Annotated in this window: 15 protein-coding genes and 1 tRNA gene; 12 read left to right on the forward strand and 4 right to left on the reverse strand. The window is 71.3% G+C overall.

Features of this window, described 5'->3' with window-relative positions; genetic code table 11:
• Positions 1–297 precede the first annotated feature (297 nt).
• From H6726_28935 to H6726_28970, 8 genes are all read left to right on the forward strand, one after another.
• The gene (locus tag H6726_28935) at positions 298–1,989 is read left to right on the forward strand and encodes a cytochrome P450 (GenBank protein MCB9661706.1); all 1,692 of its coding nucleotides are present in this window, start codon (positions 298–300) and stop codon (positions 1,987–1,989) included.
• A gap of 173 nt (positions 1,990–2,162) precedes the next feature.
• Positions 2,163–4,235 carry a hypothetical protein gene (locus tag H6726_28940; GenBank protein MCB9661707.1) on the forward strand — a complete coding sequence of 691 codons (2,073 nt, stop codon included), beginning with the start codon at positions 2,163–2,165 and terminating at the stop codon, positions 4,233–4,235.
• Entirely contained in the window at positions 4,232–4,834 is a 603-nt protein-coding gene (locus tag H6726_28945; protein ID MCB9661708.1) for a TetR/AcrR family transcriptional regulator, read from the forward strand. Before H6726_28940 ends, H6726_28945 begins: the two co-directional genes overlap by 4 nt.
• 15 nt (positions 4,835–4,849) lie before the next feature.
• On the forward strand, positions 4,850–5,872 hold the full coding sequence (locus H6726_28950) for an AraC family transcriptional regulator ligand-binding domain-containing protein (protein MCB9661709.1): 1,023 nt from the start codon (positions 4,850–4,852) through the stop codon (positions 5,870–5,872).
• A gap of 80 nt (positions 5,873–5,952) precedes the next feature.
• A complete protein-coding gene (locus H6726_28955; protein MCB9661710.1) occupies positions 5,953–6,723 on the forward strand; it encodes a hypothetical protein in 771 nt (256 codons plus the stop codon).
• Between the two features lie 175 nt (positions 6,724–6,898).
• A complete protein-coding gene (locus H6726_28960) occupies positions 6,899–8,263 on the forward strand; it encodes a PEGA domain-containing protein (GenBank protein MCB9661711.1) in 1,365 nt (454 codons plus the stop codon).
• Positions 8,260–10,410 (forward strand): hypothetical protein, encoded by a 2,151-nt coding sequence (locus tag H6726_28965; protein MCB9661712.1) that lies wholly within the window; start codon positions 8,260–8,262, stop codon positions 10,408–10,410. Before H6726_28960 ends, H6726_28965 begins: the two co-directional genes overlap by 4 nt.
• Entirely contained in the window at positions 10,407–12,296 is a 1,890-nt protein-coding gene (locus tag H6726_28970) for a hypothetical protein (protein MCB9661713.1), read from the forward strand. The genes H6726_28965 and H6726_28970 overlap by 4 nt, the downstream gene beginning before the upstream one ends.
• 545 nt (positions 12,297–12,841) lie before the next feature.
• On the opposite strand, the gene H6726_28975 is transcribed toward H6726_28970, so the two are convergent.
• A complete protein-coding gene (locus H6726_28975) occupies positions 12,842–14,884 on the reverse strand; it encodes a hypothetical protein (GenBank protein ID MCB9661714.1) in 2,043 nt (680 codons plus the stop codon).
• Positions 14,885–15,381: 497 nt separating this feature from the next.
• Positions 15,382–15,741, reverse strand: coding sequence for a Rieske 2Fe-2S domain-containing protein (locus tag H6726_28980; GenBank protein MCB9661715.1), 360 nt, complete (start codon positions 15,739–15,741; stop codon positions 15,382–15,384).
• A 64-nt stretch (positions 15,742–15,805) separates the two neighbouring features.
• Between H6726_28980 and H6726_28985 the strand changes: the two genes are divergently transcribed.
• Positions 15,806–16,735: an alpha/beta hydrolase gene (locus H6726_28985; GenBank protein MCB9661716.1), complete on the forward strand. Its 930-nt coding sequence runs from the start codon at positions 15,806–15,808 to the stop codon at positions 16,733–16,735.
• A gap of 195 nt (positions 16,736–16,930) precedes the next feature.
• Positions 16,931–17,003: transfer RNA gene (locus tag H6726_28990), tRNA-Asn, on the forward strand.
• A 423-nt stretch (positions 17,004–17,426) separates the two neighbouring features.
• On the opposite strand, the gene H6726_28995 is transcribed toward H6726_28990, so the two are convergent.
• Positions 17,427–18,860, reverse strand: coding sequence for a recombinase family protein (locus H6726_28995; GenBank protein MCB9661717.1), 1,434 nt, complete (start codon positions 18,858–18,860; stop codon positions 17,427–17,429).
• Between the two features lie 146 nt (positions 18,861–19,006).
• Between H6726_28995 and H6726_29000 the strand changes: the two genes are divergently transcribed.
• Both H6726_29000 and H6726_29005 read left to right on the forward strand, forming a co-directional pair.
• Positions 19,007–19,597, forward strand: a complete 591-nt coding sequence (locus H6726_29000; GenBank protein MCB9661718.1) for a hypothetical protein — start codon at positions 19,007–19,009, stop codon at positions 19,595–19,597.
• Positions 19,594–20,550 carry a nucleotidyl transferase AbiEii/AbiGii toxin family protein gene (locus H6726_29005; GenBank protein ID MCB9661719.1) on the forward strand — a complete coding sequence of 319 codons (957 nt, stop codon included), beginning with the start codon at positions 19,594–19,596 and terminating at the stop codon, positions 20,548–20,550. Before H6726_29000 ends, H6726_29005 begins: the two co-directional genes overlap by 4 nt.
• Positions 20,551–21,375: 825 nt before the next feature.
• Here the strand turns inward: H6726_29005 and H6726_29010 are convergent.
• Positions 21,376–22,215 (reverse strand): radical SAM protein, encoded by an 840-nt coding sequence (locus H6726_29010; protein ID MCB9661720.1) that lies wholly within the window; start codon positions 22,213–22,215, stop codon positions 21,376–21,378.
• Positions 22,216–22,239 lie beyond the last annotated feature (24 nt).

Consider the following 22,239-nt stretch of genomic DNA (forward strand, 5'->3'; position numbering starts at 1 on the left):
GGTGTTCGGCGGGACGGCTGCTGTCTTGGATTTGCGGTGGCGCCGAGCAAGACAGTCCTCCCCCTTGTGGGGAGGACTTTGGAGAGTGCCCGGCGGTAGCCGGGCGCTCGGAAGGATGCTGCCCCGGACTTTAGTCCGGGGTGCCCCAATTCAGGGGCAGGTTCTGAGACAGCCTCTTTGGTCCGGGGTGCCCCGCTCCGGTCAGTGCCCGCTGAGCCCTCTGGCCGCTCCAACAGAGCGTTCTGGCCGCTTGGGTGACCCCCCGGCGGGCCAGAACGGCCTACCATGCCCTCACCGATGTCCAGCACCACCACCGCCTCCGCGGGCAAGACGCCCGTCGCCAAGCCCCCGAGCGGCACGGCCCCCGTCGACAAGGCGCCGCCTCGCCTGCGCGGCGGGCTGCCGTTCTTCGGGCACATGCTGCCGTTCGCCAAGAACCCCTACCACTTCATGCAGCGCGCCCACGACGAGGGCGGCGAGGTGGTGGAGTTCACCATGCTGGGCGCGAAGATCGTGCTGCTCACCGGCGAGCAGGCCAGCGAGGCGTTCTACCGCGCGCCGGACGAGCAGCTGGACCAGTCGGCCGCCTACCGCCTGATGGCGCCCATCTTCGGCGAGGGCCTGGTGTTCGACGCGCCCATCGACCGCAAGAACGAGCAGCTGCGCATGCTCATGCCGTCGCTGCGCTTCGACGCCATGCGCAACCACTCTGCCAAGATCGTGGACGAGGTGCGCGGGATGTCCGCCGAGTGGGGCGACGTGGGCACTTTCGAGCTCGTCGACTTCATGAAGGAGCTGACCATCCGCACGGCCTCGCACTGCCTCTTGGGCCGCGAGTTCCGCTACGAGATCAGCGAGGAGTTCGCGTCCATTTACCACGACCTCGAGCAGGGCGTGCACCCGCTGGCCTACCACTACCCGAACTTCCCCATCCCCACCTTCCGGCGTCGCGACAAGGCCCGCGTGCGCCTGCAGGAGCTGGTCAGCGGCATCATCGCCAAGCGGCGCCAGCAGACGGACAAGCCCACGGACATGTTCCAGAGCTTGATGGAGAACTCCTACGAAGACGGCAGCAAGCTCACCGACAACGAGATCACGGGCATGCTCATCGGCGCCGTGTTCGCCGGGCACCACACCAGCTCGGGCACGGCTGCGTGGGTGCTGCTGGAGCTGCTGAAGCAGCCGGAGCTCATGCGCGAGGTGCGCGACGAGCTGGACGCGATCTACGGCGAGGACGGCGAGGTGACGTTCCAGTCGCTGCGCCAGATCCCCAAGCTGGAGGCCGTGGTGAAAGAGGTGCTGCGCCTGCACCCGCCGCTCATCGTGCTGATGCGCGAGGTCAGCCAGGACCTGCGCGTGGGCGACTACCTCATCCCGAAGGGGCGCATGGTGTGGGCCAGCCCGCCCGTCACGCACCGCATCGCATCGCTGTTCCCGGACCCGCAGCGCTTCGACCCCACGCGCTACAGCCCGGAGCGCGCCGAGGACAAGAACCTCAACGCGTACCAGCCGTTCGGCGGCGGGCGCCACAAGTGCTCGGGCAACGCCTTCGCCATCTTCCAGATCAAGGCCATCTTCGCGGTCATGCTGCGCGAGTGGGACTTCGAGCTGGTGAACGCGCCGGACACCTACGTGGACGACTACACACAGATGATCGTGCAGCCGCTGTCGCCGTGCCCGGTGCGCTTCAAGCGGCGCCTGCGCAAGACACGCGCCCCCGCGCTGAGCGACGTGAGCGCGGCGGAGACCCCGGCGAACCAAGTCGCCGTCGACGCAGAGGCCCCCGTCACGCGCTACCGCGCCGTGATCGACCTCGAGCTCTGCCAGGGGCACAGCATGTGCGTGGGGGAGGCCCCCGAGATCTTCGCGTTCGACGGCATGCAGGCGCGCGTGGCCGACGGGGGCTTCGACGTGGGTCTGCTGGACGCAGCCGAGCGCGCGGTCGAGCACTGCCCCAACCGGGCCATCCACCTCGAGCCCATGCGCTGAACGGGGCCGCGCGACGAGCCGCTGCTCTTGCGCGGCCGTGGGCCTGCGCCCGCACAGGTCGGGTCATGTAGTCCGCTCAGCACGGAAGAATGAAGGAGAGATCCCCTCACCCTTCGCGTATCTTCGAGCGAGCCGGCCCATGGACGAGGCCGGCACCACGTGGAGGTCATGCGATGAGTGGGTGGAACCATAGGCTCGGTGCGTTGTTGTGCGCCCTCTCCGTGGGCGGCTGTACCGCCACGCTGGACAACCCGGTCGACCAGGGCATGGGCGGCGACCAAGGGGGCCCGGGCACGCTCGTGCCGGTCGACATCCAGGGCGAGGTGCTGCTCGCCAATGGCTACCCGGGCCAGATCCTCCCGCTGTTCCGCGCGGAGATCTCCGCCGGGTCCGACCTCGGGCGCGTCGAGCTCTTCGCGCGCTTCTGCAGCGACGCGGCCTGCGCCTCGCCCATCGCGGTGGTGCCGTTGGTCATCGAAGGGGCCGATACGAACGGCCGCTACGTCCTCGCCAGCGCCGACACATCCGGCAACGGCTTCGCCAAGCCCTTCACCATCACGCAGGCGCCGCTCGGCGCGTCGTTCGTGCAGATCATCGGCGACACGGAGTTCAGCGCGCGCGCTGGTCTCGGCACGTGCTCGTCCACGGCGGACTGCCCGGCCGACTTCGACGTGCTCTCCATCGCGGGGTTCACGGTGGGCCAGAACGTCGACGGAACCACCGTGCAGCCCGCGCCCGCCACGGTCGCCCTCAACGTGCCGGCGCGCGACGCGCAGCTGAGCCTGAGCGACACCTTCTACCTGGGGCACCTGCAGTTCGACCGCGGTCCGCTCGCGGCGCCCGCCCCGGCCGACGACGGCACGCTGGTGATGGCGATCTCGAACGCGGCGGACACCTACCGCAACCTGATTGGCCTGGTGGACCTGAGCGACGCGAGCGCCACGCCCGGCGCGCTGAGCCCGGCCTCGTACACGCTGCAGAAGGACGGCGCCGACTTCGAGGGCGACGTGTGCGGGCTCATCCGCGGCGGCAGCGACCTGTTCGCCGTCGGCATCGACGACGCGGGCGCCAACGTCTTCCGCCTGTCGGGCAGCACGGGGCAGCAGAGCTCGGACGTGCCCGTGGTGGTCATGCCGCCCAGCAACGCGAGCGACCCCCAGACCTACCCGCGCCCCTGCCGCGGCGTGTTCGGCAGCCTGGGCGGGGTCGACCACCTGTACCTGCTGCAGTTCTCGGGCGCGGGCTCGACCACCACCTCGTACCCCTTCCCGTTCTACGACGTGGACCTGACCAACGGCGGGTACAGCACGCCGCTGACCGACACCGACCTGGCCCTGCGCGCCATCGCGCTGGACGGCACGGACCACCTGTTCGCGGTGGACATGAGCTGGTCGAAGGACTCGGACGACAACGGCGTGGGCTTCGACCGCATCTTCGAGCTCACGCGCGACGCGATGGGCCACGTGACGGGCAGCACGGCCACGGTCACGGCGCTCACCTCCGACGAGCCGTGCGGTGCGCAGGTGAACTGGCCCTCGGGCGCGGCCGTCGTCTCGCTCAACGGGGCGTCGCGCCTGCTGGTCGGGCACGACACGGGTGTGGCCGTGTTCGACCCCGCGAACCTGGCGAACGCGCCCACGGACCTGCCGCTCACGGGCTTCGGGCAGCTCTTCGCCGAGCTGGTGCCCAGCCCCGACCAGACGCGCCTCTACGCCCTGCCGCAGTGCAAGGCGGTCAACACGGCCACCACCTTTCGGCTCCCCTACGGTCAGGCCACCGAGGCGTCCGACACCAACCTGGTGGCCATCCTCGACCTCACCGGCGCGTCGCTGGCCGTGGCCAGCACCACGCTCGACATCGACGGCAACGGCACGCCCGACCACGGCATCGACCTCGACTACTGGTTCTTGAAGCGCTTCATCCGCGACCACGGCACGACGCTGCCGATCCCCCCCGTGGTGTTCACGGGACCGCAGCTGGCGGTGGGCGAGAGCATGCTGTTCGTGCGGGGCAGCGGCATCCAGGGCAACGGCAGCAGCGCCATCTCGTCGTCGGGCTTGGGGCAGGTGCAGGACGTGGGCTTCTTCGACCTGAGCACGGGGCGCGGCATCGTGTTCGGCGACTACATCCCGTGGACCGACGGACTCAGCTCCGAGGCCGGCACGGGCACGGGCATCTGGGGCTACGACGTGCACGCGGGGCAGGAGTCGTCGGTGGGCGCGCTGGTGTATCTTCCCGCGCCATGAGCCAGGACAGTGACGCGAGCCCGGTGGAGCGCATCTTGGACGCCGCCGGGCGCGTCATCGTGGCGCAGGGGGTCGTGAAGGCGCGCGTGGGGCACATCGCAGACGAAGCGGGGCTCGGGCGCGCCACGCTCTACCGCTACTTCGGAACGCGCGAGGACGTGTTCGTGGCCTATGCCGAGCGCGAGATGGACCGCTTCCTGGCCGAGCTGCTGGTGGTGGCGGGGCGCAAGCGCAGCGTGCGCGCGCGGGTCATCGAGGCCGTGGCGTTCGCGGTGGAGGGCATCGCCACGCGGCCCCCCATGGCCGCCTTCTTCGCGCCCGACGCGCTCGCCATCGCGGCGCTGATCCCGGCGCGCAGCACGCGCCTCCTGCCCCACGCGCTCGAGGCCCTGCGCGCGCTGCTGACCCCGGCCGACGGGTGCGCGGGGCTGGCCGAGGACACCAACGTGGCCGCGCTGGGCGAGTGGCTGGTGCGCATGGTGCTCTCGCTCGCGATGCTGCCCTACCCGCCACGACAGGGCGCCCCGCTGCGCGCGTTCATCGGCGCGTTGCTGCCCGCCGAGGGGCTCTTCGCGGCGTCCGCTCCGGCGCGTGACTGAAGTACACTGCGGCGCGTGCCGTCGTCTGCGCCGAGCTCCATCTCCGCCCGCTTGATCCAGCCGCTGCTGCGCGAGTGGGAGGCGGGCGGGCGCGACCTGCGCGTGCTGGAGAAGCGCCTGGGCGTGGACCTCGAGCTTACGGCGCGCATCGACGGGCGCATCGCGTACGAGATGTGGGCCGACGTGCGCCTGTTCTGCGTGGAGGAGACCAAGGACCCGAGCTTCCCGCTGCGCGCCACGGAGCGCCTCGACGCGCGCAGCCTGCCCCTCGAGCTGTACCTGGTGGGCTCGCAGCCCACGCTGCGGGAGGGCGCGCGCTACGCGATGCCCTTCGGGAGCTCGCTGGTGGACGGCCTCGCGGTGCACCTGGCGCACGACGGGCAGAGCGGCTTCGCGGACTTCCGGCGGCACGACGAGCCCTTCTACCCGCCGGAGCTGGCCGAGTACTTCCTGCTGTGCCTGTGGCGCTTCACGCGCTTGGTGGCCCCCGCCTCGCCACCCGCGCGGGCGGTGACGTTCACGCACCGCTTCCCACGGCACGGGAGCAGCCTGGAGGAGTTCTTCGGCGCGCCCGTGCACCTGGGCGCGGCCGAGGTGGGCTTCCGCTTCGAGCTGCCCAACGTGGACCTGCCCGTCGCCTCGGCGGACCCGGGGCTGGGGCAGCTGCTGGCGCACCGCGCGCAGGCGCAGCTGGCCGAGAACACGGCGGCCTTCACGCTACGCGACCGGGCGCGGCACTGGCTGCGCGCCAACCTGCGAGGGGACGACGCGCTCGGCGCCCGCCTGGCCAAGGCCATGAAGCTGAGCGAGCGCAGCCTGCGGCGACAGCTGGCCGAGCAGGACAGCAGCGTGCGCGCCCTGGTGGACGACGCGCGCCGCGAGCGCGCCATCGAGCTGATGGAGCGCGGCAAGGTCAACCTGGACGCCATCGCCGAGGAGCTGGGCTACGGCAACGCCGGGGCGTTCGGGCGCGCGTTCCGTCGCTGGACGGGGCAGACGCCCTCGGCCTTCCTGGAGCAGCGCCGGGGCCGCGGATAGGCGCTAGAGGCCGCTACGGCATGACCTTCTGGCCGCTTCGGCCGTGGTCCCCCGTTGCGCGTGGGCCATGCTGCGAGTCCATGGAACAGACCCTCGCCGCCACCTCCGCCGCTCAGCCGGGCTTCCTCCGCGACGGCTACACGCGCACCCTCGCGTTCTTCACGGCCACGCTGACGCTCAGCTTCCCCATCGCGTCGTGGGCCGTCTTCGGGGCCGGCGCCGACCGAGCCGACACCGCCGCGGTGCTGGCCTGCATCTTCGTGTTCAGCATGGCGGGCCTCATGGTGGCGCCGCACCTGCCCTTCGCGGCGCTGCGCGGCGAGTCCCGCTACCGGCGCCTCGAGCGCATGGTCTACATCTGGATCATCGTCTTCGTGGGCGTGGCGCTGACCTGGGAGATCCCCTGGGCCTTCCTGCACGAGCGCATCGCCGGCGCGCGCGAGGAGCTGTGGGCCTACACCTGGTGGGCCTACATCGACGGCGGGGACCTGCGCTACATCAACCCCAACTGGCTGGTGTTCTTCATCGAGGGCTGGGCGGACACCAACGGCATCCTCAGCGCCATCGCGCTCTACGCGTGGTTCAAGTCCGAGAAGACCAACCCGCTGCCCGTGCTGTACTTCATGTTCGCCGCGCCGCTGCACAGCTACCCGACGGTGCTGTACTACGTGAGCGAGCTGGCCAACGGGCTGCCCAACGTGGACGCCGCGAACCCCATCAACCTGTGGGTGAAGTTCGTGCTGTCGAACAGCTTCTGGGTGTTCATGCCGGCCTTCGTGTTCGTGTGGGGCGCCAAGACGCTGGAGCGCATCTACCGCGCCCGGGGCCCGCTCCCGGCCGACGCGGGGTGAAGGGACGCGCCGGTCACCGGAGCGGTGGCCGCGGGAGAGTTCGGAGTTCGCGCCCGGAGCTCGGTTAGCCCCGCGCGCGCGTGATGCGTGCAAGCGCGGAGCGAAAATGGTTCACTGTGGGCATGGTCGGCGCACGGGACTGCCCCTGGTCGCTGCGTGTCCGACGTTGCTTACCGTGACCTTCGCTTCTCCCCCTCCCCCGAGCCCGGTGCAGGCGCGCGTGCGTCTTCGTGCTGCGTGCGGCTGCTCGTCGGCCGCCACACGGGGGTCTCGGCGTGGGACGCGCAGCGGTGCGCCCGCGGTGGCGCTCGCGGTCACACGGCTCGTGGTCTTGGCGCTGGCGCTGACGTGCGGCGCGGGGACGGGCCAACCCGCCGAGGCCCACGCGCAGACCACCGACAACGCCGAGGCCCGCGCGTTCTTCGTGCAGGGCAACCGGGCCTTCGAGCGCAGCCAGCGCGCGCAGGGAGCGCGGCGACGAGAGCTCTTGGAGGAAGCGCTGGGAGCCTACGTGGCGAGCCTGGCCATCGTGCGCAGCAAGAACGCGCTGTTCAACGCGGGGGTGACGCTGGCCGCGCTGGGGCGGCCGGCCGAGGCCTACGCCTACTTTGGCGAGTACCTGACACAGCCGGGCCTGACGGACGACGAGCGGGCTGCGGGAGCGGCTCAGCGCGGCACCCTGCTGGAGCGGCTGGCGTTGGTGACGGTGCAGTCCACTCCGCCGGGCGCCGAGGTGCGCGTGGACAGGCCCGACCTCGGTGCCGCTGGACGCACGCCCCTCACGCTGCCGCTCGCGCCGGGAGAGCACGTGCTGCTGTTGCGCGCCGAGGGGTACGAGGACGGCATCGTGGGGGTGGCGGTCAGCCCGGGTGACGAACGCACGGTGGAAGCGCAGCTGGTGCCTCGGCCGGGGCAGGCAGCGGACGGGGAGGGCGCGCGGGTGGAGGGCACGCCGGGGGGACCGCCTGATGCGACTGGAGCGCCCCGCGAGACCGGAGCGCCTGACGCGGGCCCACCCCGCGCGGACCCGGCAGACGCAGACTCGGAGCACGGGCACGCGGAACACGTGGACCCGCAGCACGGGGACACGGAACACGCGGACCCGGCCCACTCGGGCGCGGACGCCGCCGTGGGGGCCTCCCGCCAGCGATCGACCACGGACACGACGGGCGAGGAGCCACACACCGGCCCCAGCCGCGGCCTGCGCATCGCGGCGTGGAGCGGGGCCTCGCTCGTCGGGCTCGGCGCCCTCGCGCTGCGCCTGCGCGCCGGCCGGCTCGTCCGGGCCCACGAGGTGCTCGGGGACGAGAACGACCCGCGCCCGTTCGAGCAGCGCTTGGAACGAGCCATGGTGCTGGACCGGCGCATCGCGCGCAGCAACCGCGCCAGCCAGACGCTCACCGTGCTGGGCGTGCTGGGCGGAGGCCTCGCGCTGGGGCTCAGCCTGCGGGCGCGCCGGGTGCGTCGCGCACAGCTGCAGCTGGACGTACGCGGCGAGCTCGGCGGGCTGTCGCTGGGCGTGTCGGGGGTGCTGTGGTGAGCGCGCGTCGGCCATCCATCGGCCGCTGGGCGGCCCTGCTCACGTGCGCGCTGCTGCAAGCGGGCTGCTGGCCCGAGCCGCCACGCGGCTGGTACGACGCGGGCCCCGACGCCCCGGGCTGCGGCGACGGTGGCTGCTGTGCCCCGCTCTGCTGTGGCGATGCCGCCTGCGACGCGGGCGAGCCAGACATGGGGACGACCTCGCGCGAGCGCAAGCGCGCATGCACCGACGGCATGGACAACGACCGCGACGGCCGAGTCGACTGTGACGACTCGGACTGCACGGACCAGCCAGCGTGCTGCGCCGATGGTGCGCCGCTGTTCAGCGAGAGCTGGGGCCCGGGGGCCTTGGATTTCAGGTGGCGGCACCTGCCGAGCGCCATGCCCACCGCCTCGCCCGCGCGGGACACGTCCGAGGGCATCCTGCTGGGCTGGCCAGACGACGTGCCCCATGCCCTGCTGTGGCACCGCTGCGTGCCGCTCGCCCTGGGCGCGGAGGTGACGTTCGACGCCATCTCCGTAAAGCGCACCATAGAAACAGGGGTGTGTCGGCCCAGGGGCGAGCCCTGCAACGAGTATGCGGCCGTCGTGCTCTCGCCCGTCGGTGACACCGAGCTCGGGTCGCCCTTGCTGGAAGACCTGGCCATCCGCGTGCATGGCGACTCCCGTGTCTCGGCGGGAAGTGGGGAGACGGTGTTCAACCAAGCCATGCTGCGCGTCACCCAGGCGGGGCAGGAGCTGGGGAGCGTCGAGCTGGAACCCGACGTGCGCTACCGCGTGCGGCTGAGCGTGACCCCCTCGACGTATCAGGGCGCGCCCTCGCTCCGCGGCGACATCGAGGTGAGCCTCGCGAGCGATCCCGAGCACGTGCCGCTGCACACACTGCGCGAGCTGCACATCGGCCTGCAGTCCGCGCTCGAGCGTCAGGCGACGGGCTGCCAGGAGGTGGGCGGTCTGTTCGTGGGCGTGGAGATGGTGGGCGACGAGGGCGGGCGCCTGGGCCCGCTCGCCACGCGGATGCTCAGCTGTGCCAACCCGAGCCAGTTCGACGACGAGCCCGACGGTACCGCGACACTGACGCCCGAGAGCCTGGGTGTGCCCGCCAGCTACGGCGGCGCCTATCTGGGGGCACCCACGCTTGGAAGCTCGTTCAACAGCGCCCAAGACACGAGCCCGCGTTGGGACCTGTTCTTCGAGGCAACCAACGAGCCCCCAGAGCTCGAGACCGCGGCCGACGTCGGCTACGCGGTGGGGCACGCGAATACCGCCTCGTTCGGGTCGATGCTGGGCGACTGGACGACGAGCAGCGCGCCGCGCCTGGGGAGCGACCCTCCCTCGTGCTTGCTCACTCCGGGTCCGTGCGCAGGTCCGAGCGTGCGCGAGCCGTTCCTGCTGGTGAAGCTCGGCACGGACGACGCATTGAGTGGCATGACGTTGGCCTTCGCCAGGCGCAGCGCCACCGGTGGGCACGAGCTTCGCATTCAGGACGACGTGGCCCTGTCCCCGAACGCGCCCCTCGGCGGGACCGAGGTGCGGCCCGCCCTCACCGCGACCGAGTGTGTGGACCTGCGCGACCCGGCGCTCGTGCCCGTCGGCGACGGAAGCGGCTACTGGCTGTTCTTCACCTGCGTGCGCGGCTTCCCTCAGCTGAGCGACCTGCGCGCCGCGCGGCTGAACGCGGACTACTCGGCGCGCGCCGAGGAGGCGCTGGTGGTGCTCTCGTCCAGCGACGTGGGGGCGCTCGCGGAAGGAGGTCTCTCGGGCCCCGAGCCGATGGTGCACCACACGGCCGCAGGCACGTCGCTGCTGCTGTGGTTCATCGCGCGCGACCTGACGGGCCGCACCACGCTGGCGCTCGCCATGGGTCAGCTGCCGAGCCCGTCCGATGCCGACGAGGGCGATCCTGCGCCTACGCCCCTCACCACGCTGCCGTCGCTGGTCCCCTACGTGGCCAACCCGCTCCTCCGTGGGGACGAGCCGGTGTTGGGCGGCTGTGCGGGACTGTGCGTCATCACGGGCGTGGCCGTGAGCGCCACCGCGGGCGACTCTGATGAGCTGCGCTTCCTGGTGGCGCGCCGGGTGGTCCCGCCGGACGGGTCGGCCCATGACGAGCTGGTGCCGCTGACCCAGATGTGGAGGGCGCCGTGACGCGGGCCCACGGTGCTGCCGCGTGCGCCCTGTGGACGGCGCTGATGCTCGGCTGCGGCGCCGACGGCGGGGAGTATCCAGATGGGTCCGTCGAGCTGGGCCCACCCGGGGACATGGGCGTGCCCACGGACATGGGCATCATCACGGACATGGCGTCCCCCGACATCGGGACGGGGGAGCACGCAACGCTCTTCCCCGCCGACCCAATCGGGTTCGCGCCGTTCGCGGAGGCGGCCCTCGGCGTGTTCGGCCCCGCGAACGACGTGTTCCCCCCCACTTGGACGGCCTGCTACGACGAGCACGACGGACACAGCTGCGCGACCGCGCCATGCACGCTGCTCGCCACGTGCTGCGTGGCCAACGGTGACTGCGCCTCTTCCGCCAGCGACAGCGCGCTGCCCACGTCGTTGTCGTTCTCGACCTGCGCCTCGGGGGCCAGCGCGCTCTCCTGTGTACCAGGGCAACCCCTCGTGCCGCTGGGCGCGTCCACGCCCACCGTGGAAGCTGGCGGCATGCGACCAGGGGGTGACGGCGTCACCGAAGGCGGCGTGCTCGTGGGGACGCCCCTCGATCTGCGCGTCGAGCGCCTCTCGCTGCGCGTGGTGTTCGCGTCGCCGGTCAGCTGCCCGGACGGTGCCTGTGTCGAGAGCGCGGCCGTGTCCGTCGCGCCTCCCAACGAGGTGGCCCTCGGCGTGGTGCGCCCCGTGGCGGGGCTGCTGTACAGCGCGTCGCGCGCGGATGTGTCCCTCGTGATCGGCACCCAGCGGAGAGCTTCGTGGCCGCTCGAGGACGCGAACGCCGCGTTCACGCTGGAGCTGCTGCCCAGCGGCGAGGTGCGCGTGCTGCGCGACGACACGCTCCTGACGGACGCGCTGCGCTACTCGCCCCCCGCCGACGCCCAGGTCGTGCTGCACGGCCACAACGGCGAGCTGCAGGGGGCCCGCGTGCGCTCGCTCCAGACACAGCGCTACCAGAGCGAGGCCCCCGGCACGTTCGGCGCGCGCACGCTCGTCACGCTGCAGGCGCCGAGCGACGTGTCCCCGTTCCGACCGCGCGGCGCCTCCGTGGTGCAGCAGGAGGGGCGCACGTTCGTGGTGGTCGAGAACGATGGCGCGCTGTACCGCGGCGAGCTGTTCGGCGACACGGCGCTGTTCGACAGCGCGCACCGTGTGGTGGTGAACCCCGAGGTGGGCGAGGCGCGGCTTTCGGCCCCCACCTTGTTGCTGCGCGACGGTGGCGAGACCGCGCTGGTCTACACCGCGCACCTCCCCGACGGGCGCAGCGTGATCCGCGCGCGCCGCGGGTCCGAGGGCGCGCTGGGGTCCTTGCCGGAGACGCTGCTCGTGGCCGACGCCGGCGAGCTGCAAGCGTTGGACGACCCCAGCGTCATCCTGCACGACGAACGCTATCTGTTGTTGGTGCGCCACGTGCGCCCGGACGGTGGCAGCCAGCTGGAGCTGTGGACGAGCGCGCGCGGGCCTGGCGCGACCCTGCGCGACATGAGCCGTAGCCCCGCCACCAACCTGAGCGACCTGACGCGCGTGGCGCCGGGCGCGGCTGCGCAGAACGACGTCCGCGGCCCGCACCTGAGCGTGCGCGGCGGGACCTATCGCGTGCACTACGAGCGCCGCGCGGGGACACGCAGCGCGGTGGAGCTGCTGGTGAGCGACGAGCTGCGCGTCTTCCGTCGTCTGGGCGAGGTGCTGGGCCCGCGCGCTGGCCAGGTGGACGCGCTGGGGGTGGGCTCACCGACCGCGATGCAGGTGACCGAGGGGCCCGCCTTGGGCACGGAGTGGCTGTTCGTGATGGGGCGCGACGGAATCACCGAGCGCCTGCTGCGGACGGCCCGGACGGGGGTGCTGGACCCGACCGACCTCCGGCCGTGAGTGCGCCGAGGCGCTTAAAACACTTGTGCCCGACTGCGGGCTGGAGGGGGTACCAGCAGTCGGGCACGGTCACTGCGGAGCGAGACGCTCTACCTTGGGGGTTTCTGGGGGGTCAGAGACGCCACCGGAAAAATATATGAGTCCACCAGGGCTGGGGGGGTTTGGGGGGATGCCAGGTGTTTTGGTTTTCCATGTTCACCTCCGCGTGACGGTTCTGAGACAATGCAGAAACCGATCCAACGTCCTTGCCGGGGTGTCCGGGTGACCCCAAACGGGCTCGGCTCGCGGGTTCCGGCACCAGGTGACACGAAATCATTAGGAAATCTTCGTGAAACGAAGTCGCAGGGGATTTCGTCGCGTGGGACCGCCGAGGCGCCGCCAGGCTTTCAAAACTGCACAACTGGAGGCAGCATTTCAAAAGTGAAATGACGAGGGTTGGGCGCCACGCGACTGTCACATTCCGGGACGGTGAGGTCTGCACATGCGACGGACCGCGACATCACCCGTGGGGGTCATGACAGACGTGTCGCGGTCCACTCGAGGGGTCACCAGCGCGGCGGCGTCGGCTGGGCGGGGACCATGCCTGGCAACGTCAGCAGCTCGCGGCGGGCCTGGGCGCGCTCTTGGTTGGCGCGCGCGGTGAGCTCGGCGCCGGCCTGCTCCAGCTCGGTGGCCTGCGCCTCGAGGCGACGCAGCTCGCGCACCACGGCCAGGCGCTCTTGGCCCTCCTCGCCGGTGTCGCGCAGCACGGCCAGCTGCTTGGTCTGCGCCTCTTGGCGCTGGCGCAGCTCGTCCGCGTAGAGGGCGCGGGCCTTGGCGTCGCGCGCGTGCTCGTCGGCCGCGCGGAAGCGGGCCAGCACGGCCTCCAGCTCGGCGGGCACGCGGGCCCCCTGGGCGCGCTCTGCGATCCAACGCTGCAGCTCGTTGGTGCCGATGTTGTTGCTGGCCACGTGGGTGTACTCGGTGCGCCGCAGCGACAGGCTGGCCTGGCGCACGCCGCTCGCGGGCACGGGCAGCGCCACGCGGAAGGCGCCGGGGAGCTCCTCCACCTTGGCGCCTGTGGGCACGTCCAGGCGGTCGTGCAGCTGGCGCGGCAGCTCCACGTAGAGCGTCTCTTCGCGCGCGTGGTCGTTCTCGACGTGCAGCGCGTGCTCGATGACGCGCTCGCGGGACTCCAGCACGAAGTCGCCGTTGGTGCGGATGTCCAGGAAGCGCAGCTGGTGCTGCTGCTGCCCCGTGCAGCGCATGGACAGGTCCTTGGCGAAGCTGACGCGCACCTCGCCGCCGCGCGCGCGGAAGGGCACCATGGCCTCGCCCGCGTAGCCGCTCTCGTCGTAGATGACGGCCGCGCCCTCTTCGAGCACCACGCCCGTGTCGTTCTTGAAGTGCAGCACGATGTCCGGCGCGGGTGGGTCACCCCAGCGCCAGATGCGCTGCCGCTGCGCGGGGACCGTGGCGTGCGCGATGGGCACCATGGCGGAGCCACCGCGCGTGAGGCTCACGGGCGTGTTCAGGCGGTACTCGAAGAACTCGCCGCGCTGCTCGCCGGTGGCCGCCGCGGGAGGAGCGCCACCGCCGCCGATGCCGGGGCTGTCGGACAGGGACTCCGCCAGGAACGCCGCGCCGCCGAACGCCGACTGCGCCTGGGGCGGGGCCATGGCGGCGGGCGCAGCTGGAGCGGCCGCGCGGGGAGGCGGTGGGGGCGCGCCCTTCGCGAACTGACGCGGCGCGGCCCCGGCGCGCACCTCTTCTTGCACCACGGCGCGCGTGACGTGGCGCGGCACGTAGAGGTCGATCACGAACGACACGGGCTGGCCCGTGGTGAGCACCAGCTGCACGCCCTCGAGGTCGCGGTCCACCGGGTTGTGCACGATGGCCCAGGCCATGACCGTGACCGTCTCACCCGGCGCGCCGTCGGGCCCGGGCTCCCCCGCGCGTCCTGCCACCAGGCGGTAGCTCACGCGCCAGATGGGCGCGGGCACCGTGTAGGCCACGTGCAGGGCTTCGGTGGGGCCGCTGACGTCCACGCGCACCGAGCGATGCGCGCGCGAGGTGGCGGCGCGGCTCTTGTCCATGAGCACCTGCAGCTCACCGCGCGCGGCTTCGTCCAGCAGCTCCACGCCGCGCACGTCGGCCAGCGGGATGACGCGCAGCATGCCGTCGGGGGCACGCAGCGTGAGCGTGTCGCCCTCGCCTGTGCGCTTGTCGTCATGCGCGGCGCGACGCGGCTCCTGCAGGCCCAGCACCTCGCCCTCGGCCAGGGGCGCACCCGACGCGCTACCGTGCAGGCGCACCGCGCGGCCGCGCATGAACGTGAGCAGCCCCCGCAGCATGTTGTCCGCGTCGAAGTCCAGCCCGCGCTCCGCGAGGGCCGTGCGCGGGTCCTCCGGCGAGTCGAAGGCCACGGCGCCCACCGTGGCGTCCCCCTTGGGCACCCACAGCGCGAACGACTTGAGCACGTCGTTCATGGCGTCCTTGTCGAACGCCAGCTCGAAGTCGCCCTCCACGGGGCCGGCGTGTTCGAGGTAGGCCACGCCGTGCTTGAAGAGCACCAGCTGGCGGACGGGAGGAGCGCTGTGGGTGGCCATCGCGGGACGATACACCGGGGGCGTCGGAATGGCGCGCTGGCTGATGGGAGCACTGGGAATGCAGGGGGTGTCGAGGCCAGCTGCAGTCCGGCAGTGGGGCACTCTGAACTGAAGAAGCTGTCTCGAACATACCCTGAACTGGGGCACCCGGGCTAATGAGGGCTGTCTGGAGTGTCCGTGAATAGGGGCACCCCGGACTAAAGTCGGGGCAGCGATCCAGGTGATCGCCAGCTCGAAGTCCGCCCCCTGCGGAGGCGGACTGCGTCTCGTGAACTGCAGTCGGGTGTTCGGCGGGACGGCTGCGTTCTTGGATTTGCGGTGGCGCCGAGCAAGACAGTCCTCCCCCTTGTGGGGAGGACTTTTCCGAGTGCCCGGCGGTAGCCGGGCGCTCGGAAGGATGCTGCCCCGGACTTTAGTCCGGGGTGCCCCTAATTCGGGACAACTGGCCGTTCTGAGACAGCCTGTTCAATCCGGGGTGCCCCTATATTCTAGGACATTCACCGGAGGGCTGACACAGGCGCGTCGGGCACGGTCACCCACAGGTCTTCCCCGTCCACACGCACGGGCAGCGCGTCCAGCGCGTCGCCCACGCACGGGCCGCGGTCGCACAGGCCGCTGGGCAGCACGAAGAGCGCGCCGTGCGTGCGGCAGAACACGCGGTCGAGGGCCGCGTCGTAGAAGCCGCCCAGGCCCATGTCCAGGTCCACGCCCCAGTGCGGGCACGCGTTGCGGAAGGCCACGAAGCCCGACGCGTGGTGCAGCACGAAGCCGCCGCCCGCGCGCGCGTCGCCCTCCCACGTGAACGCTTGGGCCTTGCCGAGGGGCAGCAACGCGGCGTGAGGCAAGCACAGCTCCATGGGGCACCCAGTATGGAGGGCATGTGGGCGGGCGCACGCGGCCGATTCTGCTAACACTCGTTTAGTGACCCCCCAGTCCCCCTATGATCCCGCGACGCGCTCGCTCGCTCGTGAGCGCGGTAGCGTTTGTTTTACGGATGAAGGCGAGAGCCCACGCGCAGGCGACGCGCTGGTGCTGATTCACGGGCTGCCCGGCAGCGTGCGCGACTACCGCTGGCTGGAGAGCGCCCTGCGCGCGCACGAGGGCGCGCCGCCGCTGCGCGTGGTGCGGCTGGACATGCCGGGCCTGGGCGGCACCGCGGTCGAGCTGGCCGAGGGCAAGCACGACGTGCGCAGCCGCGCCGCGTTCGTGCTGGACACGCTGGACGCGCTGGGCATCGGCCGCGCGGTCTTGGTGGGGCACAGCATGGGTGGAGGCGTGGCCCTGGCCGCGGCCGCCGAAGCGCAACGCCGTCACAACAACGCCCCGCGCGGCAGCCGCGAGCAGAGCGGCACCGGCGAGCGCGAGCAGTGCGCCGTGGTGGGCCTGGGCCTGCTCGCCAGCGTGGGCACCCACCCGCACAAGGGCTATCAGCGCATGCCGGACCCTCGCCCCGCCGGCCTGCTGCTGAAGGTGCCCGTGCTTTCGAAGCTCCTGCACCAGCCCATCTACGACAGCTTCGTGCGCAGCGGCTTCCCCAAGAGCACCCCCGTGAGCGAGTGCGTCCAGTCCCTGCGCTGCGTGGCCGCCCTGCGCTTCCCCCACCTGGCCGAGGCCGCCCAAGAGCTCAGCCTGCGCCCCCTCCCCACCCTCGTGGCCTACGCCGACGACGACCCCCTGGTGGAGCCCGAGGTCGGCGCCCAGCTCACCGAGCTACTGGGCGCCGAAGAGCTGCGCTTCGCGGAGGGCGGCCACAACATCCAGAAGACCCAAGCCGTGGAGCTGGCCGAGGGCCTTCACGGGCTCGCCGCGCGCGCGTTCGGGGTGCCCAAGGAGCTGCGCCAGCTGGCCTAGGCGCGGGTGTGTCGGGAGGCGCGCGGAGGGCTGAAGGCCGAATGGGCCTCGCCTGTAAGTGTGGGCGGGGACTGTGCATTCGGCTGGGCGCGACGTGGTTCCGGGGTGCTCGCCGGGGGTGTCAGAAAGGTGCCGCAAAAGTTGGCCACATGGCTTGACACACGGGGACGATGGGGACACATTCCGGGCCCATTTTCCGGAATAGCTCAGTAGGTAGAGCGATCGACTGTTAATCGATTGGTCACTGGTTCGAGTCCAGTTTCCGGAGCTCATGAAGCCCCAGACGAGTCCGTCTGGGGCTTCCGCTTTACAGGGCCCTCGCTGACGTCGTCGGCGGGGGCCTTGTCATTTGTGCCCTTGTTTCCGAGGGTTTGCCGTCTCCGCGTGCGCGCGACGACGCCCCGCAATCCGTGAGCGCCAGAGCCACGCCAAGCCGATGAGACTCTCTCTCGGGGTCGAAAGCGGGTCTCCGTCGCCCCGCAGACACCTGGAGACGCCTTCCGGCGTTTAACACCAAAGAGCACCCGGTTTACAGCGGCGAGTGGGACATCCCGCCTGCGTTTTCCGGCGTTGTCGTGTGCGTCTCCGTCGGCCGACTCGCCACAAGCACCCGGAGCGCGAATAGCATCCACCTCCCCTGTTCGGCTCTGCCAAGAGCACGCGGCGGCGAGGAGACCGAGCGTCTGACGTTTCACTCGGCGCGCGGCGGCAGACGCTCGGCGAGCACCGGGTCCTCGTCGAGGAAGGCGTCCACCGTGATGTCGTCGAGCACGAGCTTCGTCAGCCCGAGCTCGCGATCCCACTCGGCGCTCCACACGAGCCCGCGCACCATCGCGTTGCGGGCCCCGACGTCGTCGCGCTGCCACGCCGCCCATGCAGGTGCGAGCGCATCGAGGAACCCGCGCGAGCGGTCGTCGCGGAACCAGGAGATGTGGGCCTCCCGAAGCACGGCAAGCACGCGCGCCTCGACGTGGCGCGCGGCGACCTGCACCGGCGGTGTGCAAGCCGGGCGCGCGGCGTCCCCTCGGCAGCGATAGTAGCGGGGGACCTCGTCCGCGTTCTCCATCGTGACCGCCGCCGAGGCCGTCGTCGTCATCACGCGCCCGCAGCCCGTACAGCGCAGCAGGCCTCGCAGCATCCATGGGTCCTGGTCCCACTGTGGCGCCTTCGAGCGCGCCGTTGGCTCGCGCGTGCGCCGAGCGTCGAGCGCTGCGAAGGCGCGGCGGGCGAGGTCCTCGTCGACGATCGCTTCGTGCACGCCGTCGACCGTGCCCTCTCCGTGAGCGCGACGGCCGAGGTAGATCGGGTTGCGAACCACCTGCAGCACCGAGCGCCCCGTCCACATCGCGCCGCCCTTGCCGCCGTGAACCTTCGTGTGGTGACCAGCCTGGTTTGCCCAGGTGGCGATGGCCGCACCCGACTCGCCCGCCGCGCAGCGCTCGAAGAACGTCCGCACCAGCTCGGCCTCATCTTCGTCGACGACAAGCTGCCGGGTGTTCGGGTCCGCCTGGTAGCCGAGCGGCACGCGTCCAGCAGCACGACGTCCTCGTGCACGGGCACGCCCCTTCGCCTCGCGCAGCCGCTCGCTGATGAGGTCGCGCTCAAACTCGGCGAGGCTCGCCGTGACGTTGTAGACGAGCTCGGCCAGGGGCCCACGCGCCCCGCCGGCGCCCTGCAAGATCACCAGCTCGACGCCCGCCTGCTTCAGCCAGTCGCTCAGCCGCACCCAGTCCGACATCTTGCGCGCGAGCCGGTCGAGGCTCGTGACCACCACGACGTCGACGCGCCCCTGCACGCACCACGAGAGCAGGCGCCGCAGCGCGGGCCGCTTGAGGCTGCCGCCGCTCACGCCGAGGTCGTCGAAACGCTCGTCGAGGGCGACCCAGCCCTCGTACTGCATGGCCCGCACGTAGTCCTCGCAGCGCTCGCGCTGCACGTCGCACGAGGTCAGGTCCTGCTCGCCGCGCGCGACCGACTGACGCGTGTAGATGGCGCAGCGGAGGACGGGGCGGCCGGCGGCGTCGAAGCTCGTCGGCTCCGCCTCGGGGCGTGCCCGCGTCGGTGGCGGTCTCCGGCTGCTCAACGTCCTACTCCTGGCGCGCCTCCTCGTGGGCCCGCCCTTCACGGAGCTCGGTCGGCGCTGAACCGTGCGCAATAGGTATCGCTTCGCGTAGCAATCCGAAAGCGGTTCAGCAGCAAGGGACGCCCACACTTGCCGTGCGGCGGCCGGAACTGTATGTTTTCTACGGTGGATTTCTTCCAGAGGTAGTCATGAGCACCGCCGCACAACCCCAGCTCGAGCCCGGCCGCGCGTACCGCACCCGGGACCTCCGCCGATGGAGCGCGAACCCCACGCGGCTCGCTCGGCGCCTCGTGGACGAGGGCAAGCTGCGCGAGGCGGCGCACGGCCTCTACTACGCGCCTGTCCCAACGAAGTTCGGGCCGGCACCTGCCGCTGACGAGGAGCTTCTCCGCGGCTTCCTGGGCGACGAGCCCTTCCTCGTCACCGGCCCGCCGCGCTGGAACGCCCTCGGCCTGGGCTCGACGGCGATGTTCGCGATGACGCTGGTCTACAACACCCGGCGCACCGGCGAGGTCGTCCTCGGCGGGCGGCGCTTCCTGCTGCGCCGCGTGTACTTCCCCGAGGCCCCCACCCCGGAGTGGTTCGTGGTCGACCTGCTCCAGCACCACGACATGGCAGGCGTCGCCCTGAGCGAGCTGCGCGAGGGGCTCGTGGCGACGCTGCGGCTCGGCCGCTGGGATCGCGAGCGCCTGCGGGAGATGGCCGAGACCTACGGCACCAAGGCGACGCTTGCGCTGGTCGAGGACGCACTCCACGAGACGGCAGCGAGCGCCGCATGACCTTCGTCCATGACGACCCCGAGTTCGTCGCGTTGCTCACCCAGGTCTCGGCCGAGACCGGCATCGCCGCCGCGCTCGTCGAGAAGGACTACTGGATCACCCACAGCCTATGGGCCCTGCACGAGACCGAGCTCGCCATCTGGTTCAAGGGCGGCACCAGCCTCTCGAAGGGCTTCGGCATCATCGAGCGCTTCTCCGAGGACCTCGACCTGATGATCGAGCGCGGCGGTGTGGCGACGCTGCCCGAGGTCACGAACTGGGCGAGCACCAACAAAGGCCCGACCGCCCAGCGCCGCGCGTTCTACGATGCGCTCCCCGCGGCGCTCGCGATCCCCGCCGTGTCGGTGGAGCTCGACGCGCAGCGGCAGGACAAGTACGCCCGGGCCGCCGACTACATCGGCCACTACCCTGGCGCCCACGCCACGGGCTTGCCGAGCGCGATGAGCCCCTTCGTCCGCTTCGAGGTCGGCCGCGCGCGCGTCGTCCCCTTCGCCGTGATGCCGCTGACGTCCTTCGTGCACGACCACCTCGCGCGCCTCGGGATGAGCGACGACTACGTCGACAACCGGCCGCGGGCGGTGCGCTGCGTTCACCCCGTCGTCACGCTGCTCGAGAAGCTCGACGCGCTCTCACGTCGCTACAACCGCGACGTGAGAGAGGCCGACGCCTTCGTGCGCCACTACGAGGACGCCGCCCGCGTCATCCGGGCGCTCGACCGGCTCCCCCCGATCGAGACCTCCGCCCTCGCGCTGGCCGAGGAGATGCTCGCGGAGAAGGGGATCGCCGCGCTGCCGAGCGCCGACGACCCGTCGCTGGTGCTCGACGACCCGGAGAAGCGCGCGAGCGTCGAGCGAGCGTACGCCAAGATCGCACCGATGTTCTGGGGGCCGCGCATCCCGCTCGACGACGTCTGCGCCACGATCCGTGCGTGGGTCGGTGCGCTGCGCGGGTGACGTCCTCCGGTTCGCCGTAGCCTCCCGGGGCGACGGCGGCGGACACGAGCCGCTGACCGATGGCGGCCTCGATCCGGCGTCCCTTGACGCCCATGATTCCAGGCACTTGCGGCCCGCAGCTGTAAACCAACGGGTCACTCATGCGTCCGGCAAGGTAGGCCCTATTTGAGCTTTTGAACGCCCAGCGAGTCCGTCTGGGCGTTCCGATTTACAGGCCCCTCGCCGGCGTCCGTCGAGTGCGGGGCTCTGTGTTTCTGGCCTGTTTTCCGCGCGCTTGCGGGGCCATCGGGTCGCTCGGCGATCATGAGCACAGCGCTCTCGCCCAGAGCACGCGCGTCTCGTCCGAGACCCCGCGAGGTGCTCTCGGTGGATCTGGGCCTGCGGGCCGAGACACCTGGAGACGCCAGCGGCGCTTAACACCAAAGAGCACCTGGTTGACTCTGGCGAGTGGGACACGCGGCGGGCGGAAATCTGCGGGCGCTCGGGCGCTTCGTCGGTGGCGAACGCGAGCGGACTGGCAGTGGAGTTTCAGTGACTACGGCCTGCACCTCGGTACCTGGAGACGGGTGTGTTCTCATCGGACGAATACCGATTTCGACCCCTGAGCTTGCGGTAGAGTGCGGTTTTCAGCTTCCGAGTGGCTGTTCCATCGGGTGAGGACGATGAGCGTGCCGAAGGAGCCCGCCCGGAGCGCGGCCTCGAGGCGACGAGCGTCTCCGTTGCCGCCATCGCGCGGGCTCTTGAAGACGACCACCTCAGGTGCCTCGACCAGCCCCGGACGGAGGCGGCCGTCGCCGCCGATGACGGCGACTCGGTGCGCAGCGACTACCATGCGTACCTCCCCCCGCGCGCCTCGAACTTGGCCTCGTCGAAGCGGACCGCCGCGAGCGCCGCGCGCACGCCGACGTCCAGGATGGGCGGGCTGGTGCGGTGGACGCCGCCGGTGTTGCCGAAGAAGCAGCCGAGCGGGTCGACCATGACGTAGGAGTCCGTCATGGCGTCGTTGTCCTCGGCGATCGCCGCGTACCCCTCGGCTTCGAGGTGTGCGTGGCGCAGGACGAAGGCCCGGAACTGCTCGGGGGTGATGAGGAGCGGCTCGACCCGCCCGTCGTTCTGACCGACGACGCGCAGGACCTGGAAGACCTTCCACCGCTCCGGCGCGATGCGCCGGACGAGGCCGATCATGTCCTCGTGCCAGTTCAGCGCCGTGACGACCGTGTTGAGCTTCACGCGTACGCCGCGCTCGCGGCACCGATCGGCGAGGTCCACCGACCGCTGGACGTGGCCTCCCCGCCCGCGGCCGAGAGCCGCCTGCGTCTCCTCGCAGCCCGAGTCCACGGAGAGAGCCGCCCAGTCGAGGGCGTCGCCGTGGTTGTCGATGAGGTCGGCGAGCCGAGAGCCGTTCGTGACCACGCCGGTGACGAAGCCGACCTTCTTGGCGTGCTCGACGATCTCGCCGATGTCGGGGTGCAGGGTCGGCTCGCCACCGGCGAAGGTGATCTTCTGGCCGCCAGCCGCGCGGAGCTGATCGATCACGCGGCGGGCGTCCGCCGTGGTCAGCTGACCGCGGACGTCGCGGAACGTCGCGAAGCAGAAGTCGCACCGCGCATCGCACGGCTTGAAGAGGTGGAAGTTGATGGAGATGGGGGTTGCTGTCGTGGGCATCGGCTCCTCCGTCAGGGGTGGATG

The organism is Sandaracinaceae bacterium (assembly GCA_020633055.1).
GTDB lineage: Bacteria > Myxococcota_A > Polyangia > Polyangiales > Houyiibacteriaceae > JADJJE01.